Annotated in this window: 15 protein-coding genes and 1 riboswitch; of the genes, 7 read left to right on the top strand and 8 right to left on the bottom strand. The window is 72.0% G+C overall.

Features of this window, described 5'->3' with window-relative positions:
* Positions 1-291: 291 nt before the first annotated feature.
* Positions 292-840, bottom strand: a complete 549-nt coding sequence (locus tag AC5P1C_RS41960) for a MarR family winged helix-turn-helix transcriptional regulator (protein WP_493871271.1) — start codon at positions 838-840, stop codon at positions 292-294.
* 123 nt (positions 841-963) lie between these two features.
* On the opposite strand from AC5P1C_RS41960, the gene AC5P1C_RS41955 reads away from it, so the two are divergent.
* Positions 964-2256: an MDR family MFS transporter gene (locus AC5P1C_RS41955; RefSeq protein WP_493871270.1), complete on the top strand. Its 1293-nt coding sequence runs from the start codon at positions 964-966 to the stop codon at positions 2254-2256.
* 3 nt (positions 2257-2259) lie between these two features.
* Here AC5P1C_RS41955 and AC5P1C_RS41950 read toward each other — a convergent pair whose 3' ends face one another.
* Complete coding sequence (locus AC5P1C_RS41950) at positions 2260-3930, bottom strand: ATP-binding SpoIIE family protein phosphatase (RefSeq protein WP_493871269.1); 1671 nt, start codon at positions 3928-3930, stop codon at positions 2260-2262.
* Positions 3931-4072: 142 nt separating this feature from the next.
* The gene (locus tag AC5P1C_RS41945) at positions 4073-5431 is read right to left on the bottom strand and encodes an NAD(P)/FAD-dependent oxidoreductase (protein ID WP_493871268.1); all 1359 of its coding nucleotides are present in this window, start codon (positions 5429-5431) and stop codon (positions 4073-4075) included.
* 374 nt (positions 5432-5805) lie between these two features.
* On the opposite strand from AC5P1C_RS41945, the gene AC5P1C_RS41940 reads away from it, so the two are divergent.
* Entirely contained in the window at positions 5806-6594 is a 789-nt protein-coding gene (locus tag AC5P1C_RS41940; RefSeq protein ID WP_493871267.1) for a TetR/AcrR family transcriptional regulator, read from the top strand.
* 196 nt (positions 6595-6790) lie between these two features.
* Positions 6791-8716 carry a sigma-70 family RNA polymerase sigma factor gene (locus AC5P1C_RS41935; protein WP_493871266.1) on the top strand — a complete coding sequence of 642 codons (1926 nt, stop codon included), beginning with the start codon at positions 6791-6793 and terminating at the stop codon, positions 8714-8716.
* 53 nt (positions 8717-8769) lie between these two features.
* Here AC5P1C_RS41935 and AC5P1C_RS41930 read toward each other — a convergent pair whose 3' ends face one another.
* A complete protein-coding gene (locus tag AC5P1C_RS41930; RefSeq protein WP_493871265.1) occupies positions 8770-12093 on the bottom strand; it encodes an AfsR/SARP family transcriptional regulator in 3324 nt (1107 codons plus the stop codon).
* Between the two features lie 134 nt (positions 12094-12227).
* On the bottom strand, positions 12228-14327 hold the full coding sequence (locus tag AC5P1C_RS41925) for an asparagine synthase-related protein (protein ID WP_493871264.1): 2100 nt from the start codon (positions 14325-14327) through the stop codon (positions 12228-12230).
* A gap of 698 nt (positions 14328-15025) precedes the next feature.
* On the opposite strand from AC5P1C_RS41925, the gene AC5P1C_RS41920 reads away from it, so the two are divergent.
* From AC5P1C_RS41920 to AC5P1C_RS41905, 4 genes are all read left to right on the top strand, one after another.
* A complete protein-coding gene (locus AC5P1C_RS41920; protein WP_493871263.1) occupies positions 15026-16474 on the top strand; it encodes an NsdA family TPR-like regulatory protein in 1449 nt (482 codons plus the stop codon).
* 135 nt (positions 16475-16609) lie between these two features.
* Complete coding sequence (gene lhgO / locus AC5P1C_RS41915) at positions 16610-17812, top strand: L-2-hydroxyglutarate oxidase (protein WP_493871262.1); 1203 nt, start codon at positions 16610-16612, stop codon at positions 17810-17812.
* A gap of 224 nt (positions 17813-18036) precedes the next feature.
* Positions 18037-18828: a tRNA (guanosine(46)-N7)-methyltransferase TrmB gene (gene trmB / locus AC5P1C_RS41910; RefSeq protein WP_493871261.1), complete on the top strand. Its 792-nt coding sequence runs from the start codon at positions 18037-18039 to the stop codon at positions 18826-18828.
* A gap of 96 nt (positions 18829-18924) precedes the next feature.
* Entirely contained in the window at positions 18925-20256 is a 1332-nt protein-coding gene (locus AC5P1C_RS41905; RefSeq protein WP_493871273.1) for a PrsW family intramembrane metalloprotease, read from the top strand.
* On the opposite strand, the gene AC5P1C_RS41900 is transcribed toward AC5P1C_RS41905, so the two are convergent.
* From AC5P1C_RS41900 to AC5P1C_RS41890, 3 genes are all read right to left on the bottom strand, one after another.
* The gene (locus AC5P1C_RS41900; RefSeq protein ID WP_493871260.1) at positions 20253-21197 is read right to left on the bottom strand and encodes an aldo/keto reductase; all 945 of its coding nucleotides are present in this window, start codon (positions 21195-21197) and stop codon (positions 20253-20255) included. The two genes, AC5P1C_RS41905 and AC5P1C_RS41900, sit on opposite strands and share 4 nt — an antisense overlap.
* A 179-nt stretch (positions 21198-21376) precedes the next feature.
* Positions 21377-22465: a M23 family metallopeptidase gene (locus AC5P1C_RS41895; protein ID WP_493871259.1), complete on the bottom strand. Its 1089-nt coding sequence runs from the start codon at positions 22463-22465 to the stop codon at positions 21377-21379.
* An 11-nt stretch (positions 22466-22476) separates the two neighbouring features.
* Positions 22477-22623: riboswitch (cyclic di-AMP (ydaO/yuaA leader) on the bottom strand.
* 221 nt (positions 22624-22844) lie between these two features.
* Positions 22845-24062: a PP2C family protein-serine/threonine phosphatase gene (locus AC5P1C_RS41890; protein ID WP_493871272.1), complete on the bottom strand. Its 1218-nt coding sequence runs from the start codon at positions 24060-24062 to the stop codon at positions 22845-22847.
* Between the last annotated feature and the right edge of the window lie 215 nt (positions 24063-24277).

Genomic DNA, 24277 nt, shown 5'->3' with positions numbered 1-24277 from the left:
CCGACTCTACCAGATCCTTTCGGGCCTGATTCCCAGTCAGCGGGCTTTGTCTTCCCGGCTGTTGGGCCGTTCCGACGTCCCAAACTCTAGCGGTTCTTCCCGGTGACTCATAATCGAGTCCTGGAATTCAATTCGGGCATGCCGAAATGGTTCCCGGTGGGATGTCGTGCAGAGTTTGTTTGCCGCGTCTCAGCGGCGGGAGGTGCTGTCGCAGAACCGTTACGGCTCCGTGGCAACCCGAAGAACCTTACGGATCGGCCAGGTGACTGTCAAACGCCCGAGGTCGGGCTCTCAGTCCAGGTCCGTGAGGCGTCCGCCCGCGTCCGGCTGGGCGTGCTCGACCCGACGCAGAAGACGTGTCAGTACTTCCCCGAGCGCGCCGCGCTCCTCCTGCGACAGGTCCTGGAGGAGGTCCTCCTCGAAGACCGTGGCCAGGCGCATCGCCTCCAGCCACTTCTCGCGGCCCTCCGCGGTGAGCTCGACGATCACCCGCACGCGGTTGTTCTCGTCCCGGTCCCTGGTGACCAGCCCCTCCGTCACCATGCGGTCGATGCGGTGGGTCATGGCCGCCGGGGTGAGGCCGAGTCCTTTGGCCAGCTCGCCGGGGCCCATTTGGTACGGGGCGCCGGAGAGGACGAGTGCCTTGAGGACCTCCCACTCGGCGTTGCTGATGCCGAGGGTCGCGGTCTGCCGTCCGTAGGCCACGCTCATCCGCCGGTTGAGGCGGCCGAGGGCCGAGACGATCTCCTCGACCTGGGGGTCGAGGTCCTGAAACTCCCGCTGGTAGGCGGCGATCTGCTCTTCGAGAGTCGGCTCGTTGGGGCCGGGAGTGTCACCCATGGCCCGCAGTATGGCACGGCCCTACTTGGCGTTGAAGTTCTTCTGTGTGTATTGTTTAGGCTCTAACTTTAGCTTCGAAGTCTTCACTTCTAACTCCTAAGGCAGGTGAAAGTGACCAGGGCGATGGGCGCAGCGATGCGTCGTATTCAGGTAGGCAGCGCGCTGAGCGCGTTCGGCATCGGGTTCACGGTTCCGTTCCTCTACGTCTACGTGGCGCAGGTGCGGGATCTGGGGGCCGGTACGGCGGGCATCGTGCTCGCCGCGTTTGCCATGGCCGCGCTGATCGTCCTGCCCGTCACCGGGCGCGTCATCGACCGCCGCGGCCCGCTCCCCGTACTCATGGGAGCCGCGCTGACCGCCTCCGTGGGCGCCCTCGCCCTGGGCTTCGCGAGCAGTGAGGCGACGGCGATCGTCTCGGCCGCGCTCCTCGGTGCGGGCACCGCGGTGATGCAGCCGGCGCTCGCCACGATGATCGTCTGGTGCTCGACGCCCACCACGCGCACGCGTGCCTTCGCGATGCAGTTCTTCCTGCAGAACCTGGGGCTCGGTATCGGTGGCCTCATCGGCGGTCAGATCGTCGATGAGCACGACCCGAGCAGCTTCATCACGCTGTTCTCCATCGAGGCCGTGATGTTCCTGGTGCTCGCCGCGATCGTCGTCACCGTGCGGCTGCCGCACGCGCCGTCCATCCAGGACTCCGTGCCCAAGGACGGGTCCGCGCCGCAGAGCGGTCTGCGGGCGCTGCTCCGGCACAAGGCGATGGTGCAGCTGTGCGTGCTCGGCTTCGTGCTCTTCTTCGCCTGCTACGGACAGTTCGAGTCGGGCCTGTCCGCGTACGGCGTGGAGGCGGCCGGGATCTCACCGTCGACGCTGGGCATCGCGCTCGCCGCCAACACGGCAGTGATCGTCATCGCGCAGTTCGCCGTCCTGAAGTTCGTCGAGCGGCGCAAGCGGTCCCGGGTGATCGCCGCCGTCGGTCTCATCTGGGCCATTGCGTGGCTCGCGGCCGGGTACGCGGGGCTCGGGCACGGCAGCCAGGCCATGGCGACCGCCGCGTTCATCTCCACGTACGCCCTCTTCGGGCTCGGTGAGGCGATGCTGTCGCCGACCGTAGCGCCGCTGGTCGCCGATCTGGCGCCGGCCGGGATGGTCGGTCAGTACAACTCGGCCTTCGCCCTGGTGAAACAGCTGGCGCTCGCCGTGGGGCCCGCGGTCGGTGGCCCCATGGGTGCCGCGCTGCACGGGCCTTACATCGTGACGTTCCTGCTGTTCTCGCTCGGCATCACGGTGCTCGCCGTGCGGCTCGGGCGGCAGCTCACTCCGCTGCAGAACCAGCCGTACGTGGCGAAGAGCCGGGTCGTCGCTCAGGGCGCTCCGGAGTCCGAGTCCGCGGAGCCTCTGCCCGCCGGCTCCTAGGCACTAGCCGCGCGGGAGCGCGAACTCGCACCAGACCGCCTTGCCGCCGCCCGGTGTGCGCCGTGAGCCCCAGTTCGAGGCGATCGTGGCGACGATGGCGATGCCGCGTCCCGCCTCGTCCGCGGGCTCGGCACGGCGGCGGCGCGGCAAGTGGTCGTCGCCGTCCGTGACCTCGATGATCAGGCGGCGGTCCGTGCGACGTAGGCGGAGCCTCATGGGGGGCGTGCCGTGCTGGAGGGAGTTCGCCACCAGTTCGCTGGCCGCGAGGACTCCCAGGTCGTGCAGTTCGGGCGGGAAACGCCAGCTGGCGAGGACGCCGGTCGCGAAGGCACGCGCGCGTGGCGCCGCTTCCACGCCACCGAGCAGCTCCAGGGCGGCGTTCCGGAACAGCTCGGCGTCCAGGCCCTTGCGTGCGGGGTGCTGGAGGACGAGGACCGCCACGTCGTCGTCGTGGTCGGCCGTCACTCCCAGGGCGCGGATCAGGCGGTCGCACACCACCTGGGGTGTGCCGGTGGCGCCCGCGAGGGCGCGCTCCAGCGCGGCGACGCCTTCGTCGATGTCCTCGCTGCGCCGCTCGACCAGGCCGTCCGTGTAAAGGACGGCGGTCGAGCCGGGGCCAAGCGGGACCGAGCCCGAGGTGTGCAGCCAGCCGCCGGTGCCGAGCGGCGGGCCCGTGGGCTCCTCCGCGCGGTGGATCGTGCCGCCCTCGTCCCGTACGAGGATGGGCAGGTGCCCGGCGGAGGCATACACGAGGCTGCCTTCGTTCGGGTCGTGCACCGCGTAGACCATGGTGGCGATCTGGCTGGCGTCGATCTCCGCGGCGAGGCCGTCCAGGAGCTGCAGGACCTCGTGCGGGGGAAGGTCGAGGCGGGCGTAGGCACGCACGGCCGTGCGGAGCTGGCCCATGACGGCCGCCGCGCGGACGCCGCGCCCCATGACATCGCCGATGACCAGGGCTGTGCGGCCGCCGCCGAGGGTGATCACGTCGTACCAGTCACCGCCGACCGCGGCCTCCGTGCCGCCTGGTTGGTACGTGGCGGCGATGCGCAGGTCGTCCGGCTGCTCCAACTCCTGGGGCAGGAGCGAGCGTTGCAGCGTGACCGCCGTCTCGCGCTGGGTGCGCTCGCTGGCGCGCAGCCGCTCGGCGGCCTCCGCGTGGTCGGTGACGTCGGCGGCGAAGACCAGGACTCCGTCGTCCTTGAGCCCCTCGGCGGATCCGCTCACGGGGAGCGTCACGGGGGTGCAGGTGAACGTGTACGACCGGCCGCTCGGCGCCTTGCGGGACTTGACCGTGCGCGGCTTGGAGCTGCGCAGGACCTGGTCGAGGAGCGGCAGCAGGCCCAGCTCCTCGAGCTCGGGCAGCGCGTCACGGGCGGGTTCGTCCACGGGGCGCTCGCCGAATGCGGTGGCGTACGCGTCGTTCACGTACGCGATGCGGTGCTCGGGGCCGTGCACCAGGGCGACGAGGGCCGGAATGCGGTCGAGCACCTCACGGGTGGGCAGTTCGTCGACGCCGGCTGCGGGGGTGAGGGTCGTGCCCTCCTGGACCCCCTCGGCGCGGGCCGCAGGGACGGAGCTTTCGGGTCGCTGTGGCGGGGAGATCCCCAGGTCGGTGCGCGCCGCGGCGCGGCGCTGCGTTCCGGGGAGCCGGGCGCTCCAGCGCGTGAAGTTCACTGCGGTAGGCCTCGTGATGTCGCTTCTGGATCGGGCGGGGATTTCCGGCGGTCCTGGCCCGCCCATGGTCACACGAACAGTCTGGCCGACCGGACTGACATCCGTCAGACGCCGGTGTCACGCGGGGAGTTCCTGCCTCCGGTCAGGAGGACTCCTTCGGGCTTCTGCCCCCGGCCGCGAGTTCGAACTCCGCACGCGGGTGCTCGAGCGACCCCAGGGAGACGATCTCGCGTTTGAACAGGCCCGACAGGACCCATTCGGAGAGCACCCGGGACTTGCGGTTGACGGTGGGCACGCGGCTGAGGTGGTAGACGCGGTGCATGAACCAGGCAGGGTAGCCCTTCAGCTTCCGTCCGTAGACATGTGCGACGCCTTTGTGCAGCCCCAGGGACGCCACGGAGCCCACGTATTTGTGCGTGTATTCCTTGAGGGGCTGTTCGCGCAGGGACGCGGCGATGTTGTCGCCGAGCGTCCTGGCCTGGCGTACGGCGTGCTGGGCGTTGGGGGCGCACTCCTTGCCTGGTTCGTCCGCGGTGACGTCGGGGACGGCTGCCGCGTCTCCCGCGCCCCACGCGTGCGTGACGCCGTCCACGGTCAGCTGGGCGGTGCAGTCGAGGCGGCCGCGTTCGTTCAGGGGCAGGTCGGTCGCGGCGAGCACGGGGTGCGGTTTGACGCCCGCGGTCCACACGACCGTGCGGGTGGGGAAGCGCGAGCCGTCGCTCAGGACTGCTACCCGGTCCTCGCACGAGTCGAGACGGGTCTCCAGGCGTACGTCGATGTTGCGGCGCCGCAGCTCACGGACCGTGTACTTGCCCATCTCCTCGCCGACCTCGGGGAGGATCCGCCCGGAGGCCTCGACGAGGATCCACTTCATGTCCTCGGCCTTGACGTTGTGGTAGTACCGCGAGGCGTAGCGGGCCATGTCCTCCAGCTCGCCGAGCGCCTCGACTCCCGCGTAGCCGCCGCCCACGAAGACGAAGGTGAGGGCCGCGTCGCGAACCGCCGGGTCGCGTGTCGACGAGGCGATGTCCATCTGCTCGATGACGTGGTTGCGCAGGCCGATGGCCTCTTCGACGGTCTTGAAGCCGACGCCGTGCTCTGCGAGGCCCGGCACGGGCAGGGTGCGCGAGATGGAGCCGGGGGCCATCACGATCTCGTCGTACGCGATCTCGACGGCACCCGATCCCTCGTCCGCGGTGGCGAGCGTGGTGAAGGACGCGGTGCGCTTGGCGTGGTCGACCGTCTTGATCTCGCCGATGACGATCCGGCATCTGTCCAGGACGCGGCGGAGCGGTACGACGACGTGGCGCGGTGAAATGGAGCCGGCCGCGGCTTCGGGCAGGAATGGCTGGTAGGTCATATACGGATCGGGCGTCACCACCACGATCTCCGCTTCGCCCCGCTTCAGCTCCGGCTTCAGCTTCCGCTGGAGGCGCAGCGCGGTGTACATGCCGACGTAGCCGCCGCCCACAACGAGAATGCGCACAGGTTCCTTCACCATCCCATGACGCACCCAGCTCTGGAGTTTGTCCACAGCCTCGGCAATTTGTGTGACCGGCCGCGGCGCGCGGCACGCCGTCGGGGCCGCGGGCAGGCAGACGGAAGGTGCGCAGGTCAGCGGGGGGAAGAGGGGGTGGGCCAGGGGGTGCAATCGGGTCGGAATCGGTGCGTACTCCGATCGGGGGGCGCTCCGTGCGGAACCCGCCTCTTCTGAATTGACTCTGGCTCAACTATGTTCGTGTGTCGTCGGGGTGTCGGGGGATGCGCTCGTCGGGTCCAGCTACGGGACCCGGGAATCGGGCTTGCTCCTCACACTTCGGTAGTCAATGGCGGGGAGTGTCTCCGGGGGGAGACGCCATTACCGGGGGAACGCGTATGCATATTCAGGAAACTCACTGGACTTCCAGCGCGGCGTCGGCAGCAGCCATCGCCACCAGCGGGAACGGACGCGACATGGGGGACGGACCGCGTTCGACGCCGCTGCGTGTGGACGCACAGCGCAATCTCGAGCATGTCCTTCGCGCGGCGCGGGAGGTCTTCGGCGAGCTGGGTTACGGCGCGCCGATGGAGGACGTCGCCCGGCGCGCACGGGTCGGCGTCGGCACGGTCTACCGCCGCTTCCCCAGCAAGGACGTGCTGGTGCGGCGCATAGCCGAGGAGGAGACCTCCCGGCTGACCGACCAGGCGCGTTCGGCGCTCGGTCAGGAGGACGAACCGTGGTCGGCGCTCTCGCGCTTCCTGCGGACGTCGGTCGCATCGGGCGCGGGGCGGCTCCTGCCGCCGCAGGTGCTGCGGGTGGGCGTCGCGGACGAGGACGCGGGCGCACAGGACGCGGGCGCACGGGACGACGAGACGCGCGTGCCGCAGCAGCGGCAGGCGGCTCCGGCGGGACCCGAACTGCGGCTCGTCGAGCAGCGCTCGGCTCCGGCCGAGGAATCGGCGGCTGTCGACCCGGGGGCGCTCGCGCTCCTGGACGTCGTCGGGCGCCTCGTGGAGCGGGCGCGTGCGGCGGGCCAGCTGCGCGCGGACGTGACCGTGGCGGATGTGCTCCTGGTGATAGCCACGGCGGCGCCCTCGCTGCCGGACGCGGCGCAGCAGGCGGCGGCCTCCTCGCGGTTGCTCGACATCCTGCTCGAGGGGCTCCGGTCGCGCCCCACTGCCTGAGCCGACACGGGGAGCGGCTCAACTCCGCTTGCAGACACGGTGGTTGAGCCTTCCCCGAATGGGTGAACGGTAGTGCTCGAATACGGGAAGTCGCCCCGGAAGGGTGGTTGCCTGCCATCTCCGTCCAACGCGGCACGGCCGTATGGCACTCTTTCCCGGATGGCCGGGTCTGAGTGTGCAAGCGGGGGCTTCCGCGATGAGTGGTGACGGGCGGGACGAGTCGTCCTCCGCATTGGGTGAGGAGGCTGCGGGACTGCCTTCTCGGCAGGTGCCGAGCCAGGGCGGACCCGAATTCACCGGCGGTCCGGGCGGTCCAGACAATCCAGACGGCCCGGATCCCAGTGTTCCGTCTCAGCGTGCCGTTCCCGTTCCTGTTCCCGTTCCCGGTCCTGTTCCAGGGGACGGACCAGGACCGGCGGCCGACAGCGACTTGATCACCCGCATGCGGGCGGGCGACGACACCGCGTACGAAGAGCTGTACCGAAGGCACGCCGAAGCCGTCCGGCGTTACGCCCGCACCTGCTGCCGGGACGCGCACACCGCCGACGACCTCACGGCCGAGGTCTTCGCGCGGATGCTGCAGGCGGTGCGAGGCGGCAGCGGACCCGAGTACGCGGTGCGTGCCTACCTGCTCACCACGGTGCGCCGTGTCGCCGCCGGGTGGACGAAGTCGGCGAAGCGGGAGCAGCTGGTCGAGGACTTCGCGGTGTTCGCGGCGCAGGCATCACGCAGCTCCGAGGTCTCCGACGACGACACACTCGACCTGGGCGCGGACGTGCGCGCGATGCACGAGGCCGAGCAGTCCATGGCCATGCAGGCGTTCCGGAGCCTTCCGGAGCGCTGGCAGGCCGTGCTGTGGCACACGGAGGTCGAGGACGAGTCCCCGAGTGACGTCGCCACGCTCTTCGGGCTCGACGCCAACGGCACCCGGGTGCTCGCCAAGCGGGCCCGCGAGGGCCTGAAGGAGGCATATCTCCAGGCACATGTGAGCACCACGCTCACCGCGGACGAGGAATGCGCCCGGTACGCCGACCGGCTCGGCGCCTACGCACGCGGCAGTCTGCGCACCCGGGCCGAGCGCGGTCTGCGCAAGCACTTGGAGGAGTGCGCCAAGTGCCGCCTGGCCGCGGGCCAGATCAAGGAAGTCGCCAGCGGCATTCCCGGGGTCGTGCCGATCGCGGTCATCGGCTGGTTCGGTGCCGCCGGTTACGCGAAGGTGGCCGCCCTCGTCGGCGGTGGCGCCGCGGGTGCCGCGGGCGCCGGTGCGGCGGGCGCGGCAGCGGCGAGCGGAGGAACGTCCGGTGGCGCGGCGGGCGGCGGTGCCGCGGCCGAGGGGCTCGGGGCGCCCGCGAAGGCAGGTATCGCCGCGGGTGTGGTCGTCGCCGCGGCGGCCGCTGTGGCCCTGGCCCTCACCGCGGGCGGGGACAAACCCAAGGACCTGCCGAGCGCCGAGAAGCCACCGGCCGCCGAGCCCGTCGTGCCGAGCAAGCCGCCGCCCCCGAAACCGAAGCCCGAGCCGCCGGCCGCCGAGCCGAAACCGGAGCCTCCACCGAAGCCGGCTCCCGAGCCGAAGCCGACCCCGACGCCCACACCGAAGCCCGAGCCGCCGGCCCCGGAGCCGAAGCCGACGCCCACTCCGACACCGTCCAAGCCGAAGCCCAAGCCGCCGCCTCCGCCGCCGCCCGCCCCGACGGTCTACCAGTGGAGCGAGCTGCAGTACGGCGTCGTCGGTGACGGCTCCAAGCCCGAGATGCGGCTCGGCGAGAGCAGCTGGGTCTGGCAGCGGAGCGGTCTGTCCATCGCGGACAAGCAGTACGGCCACGGCGTGACCGTCCATGGCAAGTCCTCCGTCACCATCGACCTGAACCGCGAGTGCTCGTCGTACGACGCCGTCGTCGGTGTCGACGACCTGACGATGGGCCTCGGCAAGGTGCGGTTCTCGGTGTTCGGGGACGGCGCGCGGCTGTGGCGGTCACCGCTGATCAAGGGCGGGGATCCGGCGGTGCCGGTGCAGGTGAACCTGACCGGGCGCAAGACGATCCGCCTGGTCGTCGAGCCGCACTCGCCGTTCGACACGGCAGCGCTCGCGGACTGGGCGCAGTCGCGCTTCCGCTGTACGTAGAGCGCGTCCCGCCACAGGGGGCGGCTCGGCTGGGTCAGCTCAGTTCGGCCGGGTCAGCTCAGCTCGGCCATGGCCTCGTCCGCCGTGAGTTCGGCGCCCGCCGCGCGCTCGGTCCCGTACCGGCTTTCGCCGAGCGAGGCGAGCGCCGCGCTCTCGACCTCCTCGGCGTCGGCCAGTTCCGGCATCGGGCGCGGGTTGCCGCTGCGCAGTCGGGTGCCGAAGGCGAGCAGGCGGGCCGCGCGGGGGTGGTCGCCGAGCCTGCTCACCAGGGTGGCTCCGTTCTCCACGAGCGACGCGATGACCAACTCCGCGCACCGGCTGGCCAGGGCCGTCCGCAGGCCGTCGGCGAGCAGCGGCAGAGCCTGCTCCGGGCCGGACTCGGCGGCCACGACCTTGGCCTCCAGGCCCTGGAGCCCCGCGATGAACTGCGGCGGCGGCGTGCCGTGCTCGGCGTCGGTCCGGGCCTCCTCGAACAAGGCACGGGCCTTGTCGACTTCACCGTCGTCAAGGGCCATCTGCGCCTGCACCATCCGCATGAACGCGCGCGAGTCCCCCACGCCGTACCGGTCGGCCTCGATGCCTGCCTCGTGCAGGGCCTTCGCCGCCAGGTCGCGGTCGCCCTCGCGGTACGCGATCTCGGCCAGGCGGACGATCAGGAAGGGCGTCTCTGCGTAGGCGCCCACTTCGTAGGCGAGGCGCAGCGCTTCGTCGTACTCGACGCGTGCTTCGTCGTGCAGACAGCGCGCCATCGCGGCCTCGCCCGCCGCGCTGGACACCTGGGCGCGCATCCAGCGGTCGCCCGCGCGTCTGCTCAGCTCGCGCAGCTCCGCCAGGTCCTCGTCGACACCGGACAGATTGCCCGGGGCGTCGACGGCCTGGTGCGTACGGAACATCAGGCTGACGCCGATCTCCCAGTCGCCGCCGTACCGACGGCAGTTGGCGACCACGTCGTCGAGGCCGGGTCCTGCCGCGTCGGGGCCGTCCAGGAAGTACGTGGTGAACGGCCAGATCAGTCCGGGGAAACGGGCCGCCGCCGGGACCGGTTGTGCGAAGGCATCCCGCAGCCGCCTGAGATAGGCGCGGTCGTCCTCGTCGGCGATGGCCTCCATCGGCCTGGACTCCGCCACCAGGAAGAAGTGCAACAGCCGCAGGCTCATCCAAGACCAGTGGAGCGGCTCGCCCGTGTCCTCGGGGATGCCGTCGGGCCCGTCGGGCGGCAGCGGCGGCGCCAGGCGCAGAAGGCGCGCGACCCACTCCGCGCCCTCTCTGCGGTAGTTCCGCATGGACCAGAACCAGCCCACCCCCAGGGCGATGGCCAGGGCGTCCTCGCCCTCGGAGGCCTCGATGGCGCGCTGCAGAGCCGCGCGGATGTTGTCGAACTCCGCCTCCAGGCGCCGGATCCACGGGAGTTGGTCCGCCGAGCGGAGCAGGGGCTCGGCCTCTTCGACCAGGGCGCGGACGTACGCGATGTGGCGGTGGCCCGCGGCGGTGCGCAGCTCCGGAGTCTCTGCGGCGCGCTCGGAGGCGTACTCGTGGATGGTCTCCAGCATGCGGTAGCGCATGGCGCCGCCGGCCGTCGGTTCGGCGATGAGCAGGGACTTGTCCACGAGGGCGCCGATGAGGTCGGCGGCGGGCCCGGTGCAGACCGCCTCCGCCCCCTCGATGTCCCAGCCGCCCGCGAAGACGGACACCTCACGCAGCACGGTCCGCTCCGGCTCGTCGAGCAGGTCCCAGGACCAGTCGACGACCGCACGCAGGGTCTGCTGGCGGGGCAGGACCGTACGGCTGCCGCTGGTGAGGAGGCGGAACCGGTCGTCCAGGCGGTCGGCGATCTGCCGGGGCGTGAGCAGGCGCAGGCGGGCCGCGGCCAGTTCGATGGCGAGCGGGAGGCCGTCGAGGCGTCGGCAGATCTCGGCGACGGCCTCGGCGTCCTCCCCGGGGTCGAAGTCCGGGCGCACGGCCGTGGCGCGCTCGGTGAAGAGGCGGTGCGCCGGATCGGGCGGCAGGGGCTCCACGGGGCGTACGAACTCGCCGGGCACTCCCAGGGATTCACGGCTCGTGGCGATGACCGTGAGGTCCGGGCAGTGCGTGAGGAGGGTCTGGGCGAGCTCGGCCGCGGCGCCGATGACGTGCTCGCAGTTGTCAAGGAGCAGGAGCAGGCTGCGCGGGGCGCAGTACTCGACGAGCAGGGCGACCGGGTCGTCCTGCTGCACCGACAGCTCGCTGGTCATCAGCGCGGTCTCGCGCAGACCGAGGGCGCTGACGACGGCTCCCGGGACCGCGTCGGGGCGGTCGAGCGGGGCGAGCTCGGCCAGCCATGCCTGCGGATGCCCGGCGGCGGCTTCCTCGGCGAGGCGGGTCTTGCCGGAGCCGCCGGGGCCGGTGAGGGTGACCAGGCGGGCTCGTCTGATGTCTGAACGGATGGCCGCGAGTTCGGGTTCCCGCCCGACAAAACTGGTCAGACGGGGGCGCAGATTCCCTGGCCGCTCCGGCCGCTCCGGCCGCTCCGGCCGTTCGGGGCGGTCCGGCTGTCCGTGGCGGACCGGCTGTTCGTGGGGCTCCGACCGCTCGGGGCGCTCCGGCCCATCCGGTCGCTGAGGCCCATCCGGTCGCTGAGGCCGCTGAGGCCTCCCGCCCGGCAGCGGGGCCGCCCCGGACGGATCCAGCAACTCTGCGTGCAGCGCGCGCAGTTCCCGACCCGGGTCCGCGCCGAGGCCGTCCGCGAGCGTGCGGCGCGCGTCCTCGTAGGCGGCGAGCGCGTCGGCGCCGCGGCCCGCGTCCCGCAGGGCGCGGATCAGCAGGGCGTGCAGCGTCTCGTCGTACGGCTGCGCGGCGGTGAACTCTCTCAGTTCCGGTACGACGTCGGAGGCGTGTCCAAGGAGCAGGTCCGCCTCCACCCGCGCGCGGGTCGCCTCGGCGTGCAGCGCTTCCGGGCGGGCCGCCGCGCTGCGGTCGGGCAGATCGGCGAGCGCGGGCCCGCGCCACAGGGCGAGCGCCTCGCGCAGCGTGCGGGCGGCTGTCGCCGGGTCGTGGCGGTCAAGGGCCGCCTTCCCCTCGCGTACGAGGCGTTCGAAGCGGTGCAGATCGATGTCCGCCGGGGCGGTGGTGAGGCGGTAGCCGCCGGGGGCCGAGGCGATGGCGTCCTTGCCGAGGGCGCGGCGCAGGCGGCCGATCAGGGCCTGGAGGGCGGCGGGAGCGTCGGTGGGCGCGGCCTCGTCCTGCGCCCACACCTCTGCGATGAGCGTCTCCACGGAGACGGTGCGGCCCGCGCGCAGGGCGAGGGTGGCGAGGAGGGCGCGCAGCCGCCGACCCCCTACGGGCAGGGGCACCCCTTGTTCGTCGTACGCCTCGGTGGCGCCCAGGATTCTGTACCGCACGGGGTCATTCTCGCCGGTCGGATGGGTCGAGTCGCGAGGGTTTCGCTTCCCGACCCGGCGCGGCGCCGCGGCTCCCGGCGCTCGCCCCGTCGGCGGGCCGACGCACACGGTCGGCCGGGCCCACGCACGCGGGGCTACCTCCCGGCCCCCAACGCCCCTCTCTGCGGCACGACGCTCCCCGTAGGGACCGCCCTCTGCCGCGCGGGAGTGCCGGTCCAGCACGTCCCCCTGCGGGAGAGCAGGCGGCGCAACCACAGCTCCGTGGAGACCAGGTCGGCCAAACCGTCCAGCGGCAGCGGCTCGCCCTCCGCGGCCGCGCGCAGCGCCTTGCGGACCACGCGGGCCTCGACCAGGCCCGCCTGCGCGAGCAAGGGCGTGTCGAAGAGGGCAAGGAGGTCCTCCACCGCCACCCGAAGGCCTGTACGGGCCGCCGCCGCGGACGACGCGTGGGACGGAGCGCCCCAGCCGGGCGGCAGTTCGGCCACTCCGGCGCCTTCGAGGACCGTACGAAGGATCGACGCGCGCGCCCCTGGCTGCACGCGCAGGGCGACGGGGAGCGCGCGGCAGGCGCGGACCACCTGGTTGTCCAGGAAGGGCGCGTGCAGGCGCTGGAAGCGGACCTCGGCCGCCTGTTCCAGGACACGCAGGTCCGCCGCGTGCCGGGCGAGCGCCGCGCGAGCGCGGAATTCGCCGGGGCGTTGGCCTGGTCCCGCGCCGGGGCGCCCGGTCGTGTCCTGGAGGCGAACCGATACTTCAGCAAGGGCCTCGCCGGTCAGCCACCGCGCCGCGGGCCCCGGTCTCGCCCAGGCCAGGGCGGCCATCGACGCCCCCACGGCCCCGCCCGGCTCGTCGAAGCGGCGCTGGAGGAGACGGTCGGCGAGCGAGTCGACGCCCGCGCGGTAGGACATCCGGGAGAGCTTGCGCGCGGCGCCGTACACGCGCGCGGGGACCATGACGGAGCCCGCGGAGCCGTCTGCCTTCGCCAACGCGGCGACGGGACGCACCAGATGGCGCCGCCTGCGGTCCATCAGGAGGTCGGCGAGGCGCGCCGGATGCGCGTCCAGGACCTGCCGGGCGCCGTACCCCGTGAAGTGGTCCGCGCTGCCCGAGGAGAGCCGCGCGCGGTGGCGCTGGGCCATGACGAGGGACGAGCTCGGCTCGTCCGTCAGAGGGCCGTCCAAGTCCGCGTAGGGAAGGGCCTCTTCACCCGCGGCGACCACTACGTGGTGCAGGCGGGGATTGGCCGCGATGACGCCTGCCCGCTCCAGCTCGGCCTCACGGCCGTTGACCGCGAGGTCGTTGAAGGTGACGGCAAGGAGCCGCTCCCCGGCGCCCGTTCCGTGGCCGAGGACCGTGCCGGGCATCCCCGGGAGGCCCGCCGCAAGCAGCGCGAGGGTGCCGGACGCGGGCCCTCCGGAGAGGTCGGCGCCGATGCCGGGCACCGGCATCCCGCGGGCCGCGCGCCGCTCGGCGGGGCCCATGCCGGGCACGGGACCGGGGTCGGCCTCCGACGCTCCTGGGACGTGCCGCGGGGCGCCGAGCCGGGCGCGTACGGCCTCCACGAGCGCGTCACGTACGCCGTCCACCGCGGTGGACGCGTCGGCGGCGGGCGCGGCGACCGCGAGGGACGCCACGTGTTCGTACCCGGCGATCTCCCGTGCGCCCGCGCGCAGGATGAGGGCGTGCCCCGGGGGCACGCGCCGCACGCCCTGGTAGGGGGTCGAGTCCTGCAGCGCCTCCGGCACGTCGGGCGCGGCGAGCAGCGCCGCGAGGTGGCCGATGTCCAAGTGCGCCTCGATGAGGTCGGCGAGGGGCAGCGCGGCCGTCGCGAAGGCCGTGCCGGAGGCCCAGGGGGTGTAGAAGACGGGGCGTGCGCCCGCGAGGTCGCCCGCGACCATGACGCGGCGGCCGATCTGGACGACCGCGGTGTAGCTGCCGGACCACGCGGTCAGGTGCCGCAGGGCGCCGCCGCGGGCCGCGAACAGGCCGACCCTGAGCTCCTCGTCGCTCGCACCGCAGGTGCCGAGGACGGCAATGCGCGTCTGCTCGTCGGCCTGCACGGTGCGCACCTCGTCGGCGCGCCAGTCACCCACCGCCCACAGCGGATCCGGGTCGCCCCAGAGGAGTTGGGATCCCACGGGATGAACGGTCTCGCCGTTCTCACCGGTGGCCCCGGCCGAGCCCACCACCGAGGACTTCACGGCAGTGCTGCTCCACCCCACCAACCACCGCATCGTTGCCTCCACAGGCTGTGGACAACCAGTGCATCGAAGAACTGGGGTCCCATGCTGCCACGAAGGAGGCGCGCGGGAGTGGCTACGGGGGTGCTCGCGCTCCCCTTAATCCGCATGGAGGGAGCGGTACTTGAAGAGCGCAACAACGCCCCTCCCCTTGTGTGGGGGCGCATCGGGCCGGACTTCGGAGCGGCGAATTTCGGCCAATTCATCGGATGGCGCTCGCGTGACGGAACCGTAAATGGCAACACACAGTCCGGGAGGCGGTGTTCGCCCCCCGGACCGGTCCGCCGCCCGCGGGGATGAAGGCGGCGGTGTCCCCCAGCCCGCTGACTCCAGCGCAGCGGGCCGACCCACGCACCGTCCATGGAAGCGCTCCCCTTATGGCCGGTGAAGAGCGCACACGCAGGCGCACGGCCACACACCCGGAGCACGCCCCGCCGCTCCCCCTCATCCCTACCGGCAACAATCTCGCCATACGGAACTACGCCTCTTAACGCTTGGGATTCGGCGAACTACGCTGTGTGTGCTGATGTTTTCGCGGAGGCATATACCTGGGGGCTCGGCCAAATGCTCTTGCGGCCGAGGTTCCGGGCCACGGCGGTCGTAGTCGCGGACGCCGCTGTCCCTGGGGGAACGCAGCACGCATGCCGCGCGGTCAAGCCATCGCGGCAGCCGTCTGTGTCGAGGGGTGGCGCATGTCCAGGGAGCAACGCGGGCCGAACGAAAAACTCGGCACCGTTCTCGCCCTCGCGGGAATCAGCAATGCGGGACTCGCGCGCAGGGTCAACGACCTTGGCGCTCAACGCGGGTTGACGCTTCGATACGACAAGACATCGGTGGCCCGCTGGGTGTCCAAGGGCATGGTGCCGCAGGGCGCCGCGCCGCACCTCATCGCGGCGGCCATCGGGCAGAAGCTCGGCCGCCCCGTGCCGCTGCACGAGATCGGGCTCGCGGACGCCGATCCCGCGCCCGAGGTGGGCCTGGCCTTCCCGCGCGACGTGGGCGCCGCGGTCAAGTCGGCGACCGAGCTCTACCGCCTCGATCTGGCGGGCAGGCGCGCGGGCAGCGGCGGCATCTGGCAGTCCCTGGCCGGCTCCTTCGCCGTGAGCGCGTACGCGACACCGGCGTCCCGCTGGCTGATAACCCCGGCCGACAGCTCGGTCGCCCGTGACGTCGTCCTGGACGAGCCCCGCGAGTTGGGCCACTCCGAAGACGCCGGGCACCCGATGAAGGTCGGCCACAGTGACGTGGTGAAGCTGCGGGAGGCGGCCGAGGACGCCCGGCGCTGGGACTCCAAGTACGGGGGCGGCGACTGGCGTTCGTCGATGGTCCCGGAGTGCCTGCGGGTCGAGGCCGCGCCCCTGCTGCTCGGTTCGTACTCGGACGAGGTGGGCCGCTCGCTCTTCGGGGCATCGGCCGAACTGACGCGCCTCGCCGGGTGGATGGCCTTCGACACGGGCCAGCAGGAAGCGGCCCAGCGCTACTACATCCAGGCCCTGCGCCTGGCCCGCGCGGCGGCCGACGTCCCCTTAGGGGGGTACGTCCTGGCCTCCATGTCCCTCCAGGCGACCTACCGCGGCTTCGGCGACGAGGGCGTCGACCTCGCGCAGGCGGCCCTGGAGCGCAACCGCGGTCTGGCCACCGCGCGCACGATGAGCTTCTTCCGCCTCGTCGAGGCACGCGCACACGCGCGCGCCAATGACGCACAGGCGGCCGGAGCCGCGCTCCGGGCGGCCGAGGGGTGGCTGGAGCGGGCCAGGGACGGCGACAACGACCCGTCGTGGCTGGGTTTCTACGGATACGACCGCTTCGCGGCGGATGCCGCCGAGTGCTACCGCGACCTGAAGGCCCCCCGCCAGGTGCGGCGCTTCACGGAGCAGGCGCTCTCGCGGCCGACGGAGGAGTTCGTGCGCTCGCACGGCCTGCGGCTCGTGGTCTCAGCGGTCGCCGAGCTGGAGTCGGGGAACCTGGACGCGGCCTGCGAGCAGGGCACGCGCGCCCTGGAGGTCGCCGGACGCATCTCGTCCGCGCGGACCACGGAGTACGTGAAGGACCTGCTGCACCGCCTGGAGCCGTACGGCGACGAGCCACGCGTGGTGGAGCTGCGGGAGCGGGCGCGGCCGCTGCTCGTGGCTCCCGCGTAGTCCCTCCCCCATGCATCGCTCATGCAGCGCCGGAACGCCAACAGCATTTACCCACCCTGTAACCCTGTGGTCCTCGCCGGGTTTGAGGGCGTTGTCAGTGGCGCAGTGCACTATCGGGGTGGGAGGTGATGCGGGATGGTCCGGGCCGTGGCGTACGACTGCGATGTGCTGGTGATCGGCGGCGGGATCGTCGGTCTGTCGACGGCGTATGCCATCACGCGCGCCGCGCCGGGGACGCGGGTCACCGTCCTGGAGAAGGAGGCAGGACCCGCCAGGCACCAGACGGGACGCAACAGCGGAGTGATCCACAGCGGGATCTACTACCGCCCCGGCTCCCTCAAAGCGCGGTACGCGGTGCGGGGCGCCGCCGAGATGGTCAAGTTCTGCGCGGAGTACGGCATCGCGCACGAGGTCACCGGCAAGCTGATCGTCGCCACGGAGCGCTCCGAGCTGCCCCGCCTGCACGCCCTCGTGCAGCGCGGCCGGGAGAACGGCATTCCGGTGCGGGAGCTGGGCCCCGCGCAGATCGCCGAGTACGAACCGGAGGTGCGGGGCCTCGCCGCGATCCAGGTCGGGACGACGGGGATCTGTGACTACGGCTCGGTGGCGGAGCGCCTGGCGGAAGCCTCGGGGGCGGATGTCCGGTACGGAACGGAGGTCGTCCGCATCGACCGGCGCGCGGCGCTCGGGGTGGCCGTCCGCACGGCCGACGGCTCCGTGGTGCGGGGAAAGGTCCTGGTCAACTGCGCGGGGCTGCAGTGCGACCGGGTGGCGATGCTGGCCGGGGACGACCCCGGAATGCGGATCATCCCCTTCCGCGGGGAGTACTTCGACCTGGCGCGGCCCGATCTGGTGCGGGGCCTGGTGTATCCGGTGCCGGATCCGGCCTTCCCCTTCCTGGGGGTGCATCTGACGCGGGGCATCGGGGGCGGGGTCCATGTGGGGCCCAATGCGGTGCCGGCCCTGGCCCGCGAGGGGTACGGGTGGGGTGTGGTGCGGCCTCTGGAGGTCGCGGGGACGGTGGCGTGGCCGGGGGCCTGGCGGATGGCCGGGCGGCACTGGCGATATGGGGCGGGGGAGCTTCGGCGCTCCCTTTCCAAGGGGGCGTTCACGGCGGCGGTGCGGAGGCTGCTGCCCGCGGTGACCGAGGATGATCTTCTGCCTGCGGCTGCGGGGGTGCGGGCGCAGGCCGTGCTGCGGGACGGGTCGCTGGTGGATGACTTCCTCATCCGGGAGGGCGAGCGTGCGGTGCACGTCCTGAACGCGCCTTCGCCTGCGGCGACGGCTTCTCTCCCCATCGGGAGGGCTGTGGCCCGGCGGGTGCTGGCGGTTCTGTAGGGCGGTCCCTGCGGGGCGACCCCCAGTCCCACCCCTTCCTGAAACCAAGGGGCTCCGCCCCTGGCCCCCCAAAGATGTCCTTAAACGCCGGACGGGCTGGATTTCCAGCCCGTCCGGCGTCTGAGGACGAACTCGGCGGAGCCGATGATGACGGCGCCCGAGGCCCCCGCGCAAGAGCGGGTTTTCGGGAAGGGGCGGGGTTGGGGATTAAAATCGCCCCCACTGTGCCTGAGTCGAACGCCGCCCCCGAGCGCCCCCAAGCCCCCCGCCCGAAGGGCCAGCCCCGCTTCCCGGACGGGCCCTCGCCCGACCCCGCAGGGTCACACTTCGAGCGGAGGATCCGCAGCTTCCAGCCCCGCAGGAGCCGCGTCACCGCAGGCCAAGCGGACGCGCTCCAGCGGCTGTGGCCCAAGTGGGGCCTGGACATCGACGGGCAGCGCACCCTCGACCTCGCCGAGCTGTTCGGCGCCGACCACCCCGTCGTACTGGAGATCGGCTTCGGCATGGGCGAGGCCACCGCCCAGATGGCAGCGGACGACCCGGACACCGGCATCCTGGCCGTGGACGTGCACACCCCGGGCCAGGGAAATCTCCTCGGCCTCGCCGAGCGGAACGAACTCACCAACATCCGCGTCGCGAACGGCGACGCCGTCATCCTGCTCCGCGAAATGCTCCCGCCCGCCTCCCTCGACGGCCTCCGCGTCTACTTCCCCGACCCCTGGCCCAAGGCCCGCCACCACAAGCGCCGCATCATCCAGCCCGACTTCCTGGACCTCGCCGCGCCCCGCCTCAAGCCCGGCGCCGTGCTGCACTGCGCGACCGACTGGGAGCCGTACGCCGAGCAGATGCTCGAGGTGCTCACCGCGCACCCCGCCTTCGAGAACACGCAGGCCGACGGCGGGTACGCACCCCGCCCGTCCTTCCGTCCCCTCACCCGCTTCGAGGGCCAGGGCCTGGACAAGGGACACATGGTCCACGACCTGCTCTTCCGCCGCACATCCGGCCAGGAAGTCTGAGGCACATCCAGCCACCGGCCCGAGGCACCGTCGCGGCCCGCCCCCGTCCCTCGTTAGGGTCAACGAGTGGCCACCCGTTCTCCGCACCCGCACCCGATGCCCCCTGCCGGGCATCCCGGGCCCGCCGGCCTGCGGCACGCGCGCTGGTGGCAGCGGCGGGCGATACGCGCGGCTGCCCTGGTCACGCTGCTCGCCCTGTCCGGCCTGGTGATCCTGGCCCTGGTCCGGGAGCAGACCGGCACCGAAGGCTTCCTGGTCGGGCTCGGCCTCGCGACACTACCCGTGCCGCTCCTGGTGGCCGCCTTCCGCTGGCTGCAGCGGGTCCAGCCCGGCCCCTGGCGGAACCTCCTCTTCGCCTTCGCCTGGGGAGCCTGCGCCGCCGCCCTCATAGCGATCGTCGCCAACAGCTTCGCGACCCGCTGGATAGCCACCGCCACGGCCGACCCCACCAGCGCCGACACCCTCGGCGCCACCGTCATAGCGCCGATCGTCGAGGAGAGCGCGAAAGCCGCGGCCGTACTGCTCGTCTTCCTCTTCCGCAGACGCGAGTTCACCGGCATCGTCGACGGCGTGGTGATCGCCGGAGTGACCGCCACCGGGTTCGCGTTCACCGAGAACATCCTCTATCTCGGCAGCGCCTTCGGCACCGACCAGCTCAACGGCGGCGCCGGGTTCACGTCCCTGACGGCCGCGACCTTCTTCGTACGCGTCGTGATGTCGCCCTTCGCGCACCCCCTCTTCACCGTGCTCACCGGCATCGGCTTCGGCATCGCCGCGCTCAGCACCGACCGGCAGCACTGGCGCCGCGCGCTGCTCCCGATCGGCGGGCTCCTCCTGGCGATGGGCCTGCACGCCCTGTGGAACGGCTCGGCGAGCTTCGGGGACTACGGCTTCTTCACCGTGTACGCGGTCTTCATGCTGCCCTCCTTCGGCCTGCTCACCTGGCTGGTGATCTGGCTCAGACAGCGCGGCCTGCGCATCGTGCAGACCGAACTGCCCGCGTACGCGCTCGCGGGCTGGCTCACCGCACCCGAGCCGTACGCGCTCGGCACGATGCGCGCCCGTACGCTGGCCCGCGACTACGCCTCGTACACCCAGGGCAAGGCCGCGGCGCGCGCGGTCGCGGAGTACGAGACGTACGCGACGTCCCTCGCGCTCCTGCGGCACCGCGGGCGCAAGGGCCGCGCGGGCGCCGACTTCGTCCTGCGGGAGCGGGAGTTGCTGCACTTGCTGTGGGAGCGCCGCGAAGCGGCACGGCCCGCACTCGCGTACGCGGCACGCGCGACGGCTCCCGTGGTCGCGGCTGTGCCCCTGCCGTACGGATACCCGCAGCCCCACCCATACCAGCAGCCTCAGCCTCAGCCGTACGGATATCCGTACGCCCGACCGGCGATGCCCTACCCCGCGTACAACCCCTACCGCGGCTAGGCGGAAGCCTTGGTCAGCGCCGACACCTCGGCCTCCGTCAGCTCGAACTCCCCCACCGCGAGCAGCGCCGGCAGCTGCTCGACCGTACGGGCCGACGCGATCGGCGCCGCCACCGTCGGCTGCGCCGCGAGCCACGCGAGGGCCACGGTCGCCGCCTCGGCGCCGCGCGCCTTGGCGACCTCGTCGAGTGCGGCGAGCACCCGCAGGCCGCGGTCGGTCTCCAGGTGCTTGCCCGCGCCCTGCGCCCGTGCGCTGTCGACCCGCGCGCCGGGGCGGTACTTTCCGGTGAGGAAGCCGGAGGCGAGCGCGTAGTACGGGACGGCGGCCAGGCCCGAGCGCGAGGCGACCTGCTCCAGCGTGCCCTCGTACGTGTCGCGCGAGACGAGGTTGTAGTGCGGCTGGAGGACCGAGTAGCGCGCGAGGCCCTCGCGGTCGGAGAAGTCCAGGGACTCCTGGAGCCGCTCGGCGGTCAGGTTCGACGCGGCGATGGCGCGGACCTTGCCGGACGTGACCAGCTCGTCGAGCGCGCCGATGATCTCCTCGACCGGGACGGCCGGGTCGTCGAAGTGCGTGTAGTAGAGGTCGATGTAGTCGGTGCGCAGACGGCGCAGCGACTCCTCGGCACCGGACTTGATGGTGTTCGCGGACAGGCCCTTGTGGTCGGGGTGGGAGCCGACCTTGGTGGCGAGCACGACGTCGGAGCGGTTGCCGCGCGCGGCGAGCCAGTTGCCGATGACCGTCTCGGACTCGCCGCCCTTGTTGCCGGGCACCCAGGCCGAGTAGACGTCGGCGGTGTCGATGAAGTTGCCGCCGGCGGCGGTGTAGGCGTCGAGCACGGTGAAGGACTGCGCCTCGTCGGCCGTCCAGCCGAAGACGTTGCCGCCGAGTGCGAGCGGGAAGACCTCGAGGTCGGACGAGCCAAGGGTACGGAGAGAAGTCATACGGGGCTCAACGCCCTTGCGGACCGCGGAATTCCGTACAACGGGACGGCGATTCCAGTCCGTGAACAGCACGCCGACCAGACACGCCGACCAGGCACGCCGAACCGGCAGCCCTGACGTCGGGGGGTTGTCGCCAGGACCGCCGGGGTTACTGGGGCTGTCTGAAGACCCTCAGATCCTCAGAGCGACTGGCCCTTGCCACGCAGCCACGCCGCCGGGTCGACCCCGGTGGAATCGCCGCCCGGGTGGACCTCCATGTGGAGGTGGGCGCCGGTGACGTTGCCGGTCGCGCCGACGCGGCCGATGGTCTCGCCCGTGGTGACCTTCTGGCCCGCGCTGACGTTCATCGAGGACTGGTGGCAGAACCACACCTCGGTGCCGTCGTCGAGCTCCAGGATCGTGCGGTAGCCGTACGCCCCCGCCCAGCCGGCCTCCTTGATGGTGCCGGAGTGGACGGCCTTGATGGGCGTGCCCGTCGGCGCCGCGAAGTCCAGGCCGGTGTGGTAGCCGGAGGACCACATGGAGCCGGGCTGACCGAAGGTGCCGGTGAGCGTGTACGAGGCGACGGGGAGGGTGTAGCTCTTCGCGAGCTTGGCCAGGCGCTCCGCCTCGGCCTTGGCCTTGGCCTTGGCCTCGGCCTTCTTCTTCGCGGCTGCCTTCTCGGCGGCGATCTTCTTCTCGGCCGCGGTCTGCTTGGCGGCGGCCTGTTCGGCGGCCTGCTTGACGGCGGCTTCTTCGGCCGCCTTCTGGACCGCGTCGTCCGCCTGGTCCTGCTGGTTCTCTGCCTGCTCCATGATGCGGGCCCGCAGTGCCTCGCCCGCGTCCGTGGTGCCCTGCTCGGCGTCGGTGGTGCTGACCCCGGCGGCGCTCAGCGGCGCGGCGGCGACCGTCACTCCGTTGTCGGCGGAGCCGGCGTCGGAGGAGTCGTCGGATATCAAGGACCCCACGCCCGGAAGCGACTTGGCCTCCGGCAGCGAGTCCGTGACGGCCGACAGGTCCGGCATCTCGATGGCCACCGGGGGCTTGCCGCCCTGCGCGGTGGCGATGCCGCCCGCGCCGACGGCGGCGATGACGCCTACGCCGAGAACGGTGGAGCTGCGGGCGAGCCCGCCGCCGCCCCGCTTGTGGACGCGGTGCCTGCCGCGGACGGGACGGATGGACTCCTCGGTGGGATTCCATTCCTCCCAGGAAGACTCATCTTCGTACCCACCGAAATCGTTGTCCTTCGGTACGTACGCGCCTTGGGGGGCAGGGCGATTGGACGCCACTGGGGCGCACTCCTTTCCTTCCTTCTCGCCTACCGGGTTAGCTGACGGGTTCGGAGCAGGAAGGTCTCCTACGAACAACCGGCACGAATGCACGGATGCCCGATTCACCCCAATTAGTGGTTCCCCGGCTCCCTTTCGGGATTAGGCGCGTGCGCGCGGAGCCGACTCGAGTGACGGCTGGGACGACCGCGCTGCGTTATCGAACGTTAATAGACAGCGGGGCCGTATTCCAAGCCGTTCCGGCTGATCGTTAACGCCTCTGGCCCGTACTTAACGGGACACGCCGGTCTGGAACGGGGCGAGTTGACGCCACTTCTTCACACACCGGAGCTTCACACTTCCTTGACAGTACGTCAGTTGTTATGCGGAGTGGTGTCCTTCAGTCACGGCCGGTGACATCGACGCCCCCACCGTTCCCCGCGTCGCCCGTCGCGAGCGGCCGCCGCACGGCGAGCAGCGCCATGTCGTCGGTCGTCCCGCCCCCGGTGTGGCGCCGCACCTCTTCGGTGAGCGTGGCAAGGAGCGCGTCCGGGCCGTTGGGGCCGGGGAAGCTGCGGCCGCCGAGCCGGGCCGCCGGGTCGTAGAACTCGCCGCGGCCGTCACGCGCCTCGGAGAGCCCGTCGGTGTAGAGCAGCAGCATCGACCCCGGCGGGAACTCCGTCTCGTCCGCACGGTCCGGCCACACGCCCAGGTCCCCCATCCCGAGCGGCAGCGCGGGCTCTTTGGCGGACAGGGCGCACAACCGTCCGTCGCCGCGCAGGAGCAGCGGGCCCGGGTGCCCGCGGTTGACGAGGCGTACGCGACCGTCGCCGTGCGGGATCTCCGCGAGGACGGCGGTGGTGAACCCTTCGAAGGCGTCGAGCCCGTCACGCCGGGTGCCCTCACGCGCGAGGGCACGCTCAAGACGCTGGGCCACCGCCTCCAGCGTGGCCTCCTGCTCGGCGGCCTCCCGGAACGCCCCGATGACGACGGCCACGGCCGCCACCGCGCCCATGCCCTTGCCTCGTACGTCGCCGACGATGACGCGCACGCCGTGCGGGGTGTCCTGCACGGCGTACAGGTCACCCCCGATGAAGGCGTCGGCGTCCGCGGCCTCGTACCGCGCCGCGACATCGAGCCCGCCGATCCGGGGATCCGGCTGCGGCAGTACGGCGCGCTGGGCGGCCTCGGAGATGGAGCGGGCGGAGGCGAGCTGTTTGTCGCTGCGGCGCTGGACGCGGTTGATGACGACGGCGAGCACGGCGACGGTCGCCACCGTGAGCAGCTCGGTGACGGCTTCGACGTCGGTGGCGACGGTGGTCTTGAAGTGCAGGGCGAGCACGGCCGCGCAGGAGCAGGCGCCGATGAGGGAGGTGTTGAGCAAGGAGTAGAAGGGGGCCGCGATGAGCGGGGCGGCGGTGAAGAGGGGCGCGGCGGTGAACGCGGGCGGGGTCGAGAGGTCGTAGACCACCCCGGCGACGATCAGGAGCATGGGAAGGGCCCGCACGAGCGCCCGCTCATGCCGGACGTCGGGAGCCTCGGGGCCACCCCCGCCGCTTCCTCCTCGCTTCCCCACCGGTCTTCTCCTGCCGAATTCCGCGCCCAGGACCAGATCCATGACCACGCTCATCCAGGTTTCCCGGAGCGGCGGCGCGGGGCGACCGCTGTGGGCCGACCGGGTGAGGGCCTCGTCGGGCGAGGCAACAGCCGGAAAACACCGAAGGCCCGGATCCATTTCTGGATCCGGGCCTTCGGTCTTTAGTAGCGGGGACAGGATTTGAACCTGCGACCTCTGGGTTATGAGCCCAGCGAGCTACCGAGCTGCTCCACCCC

Source organism: Streptomyces sp. A18, assembly GCF_059026065.1.
This window is presented reverse-complemented; position numbering and strand designations above follow the sequence as displayed.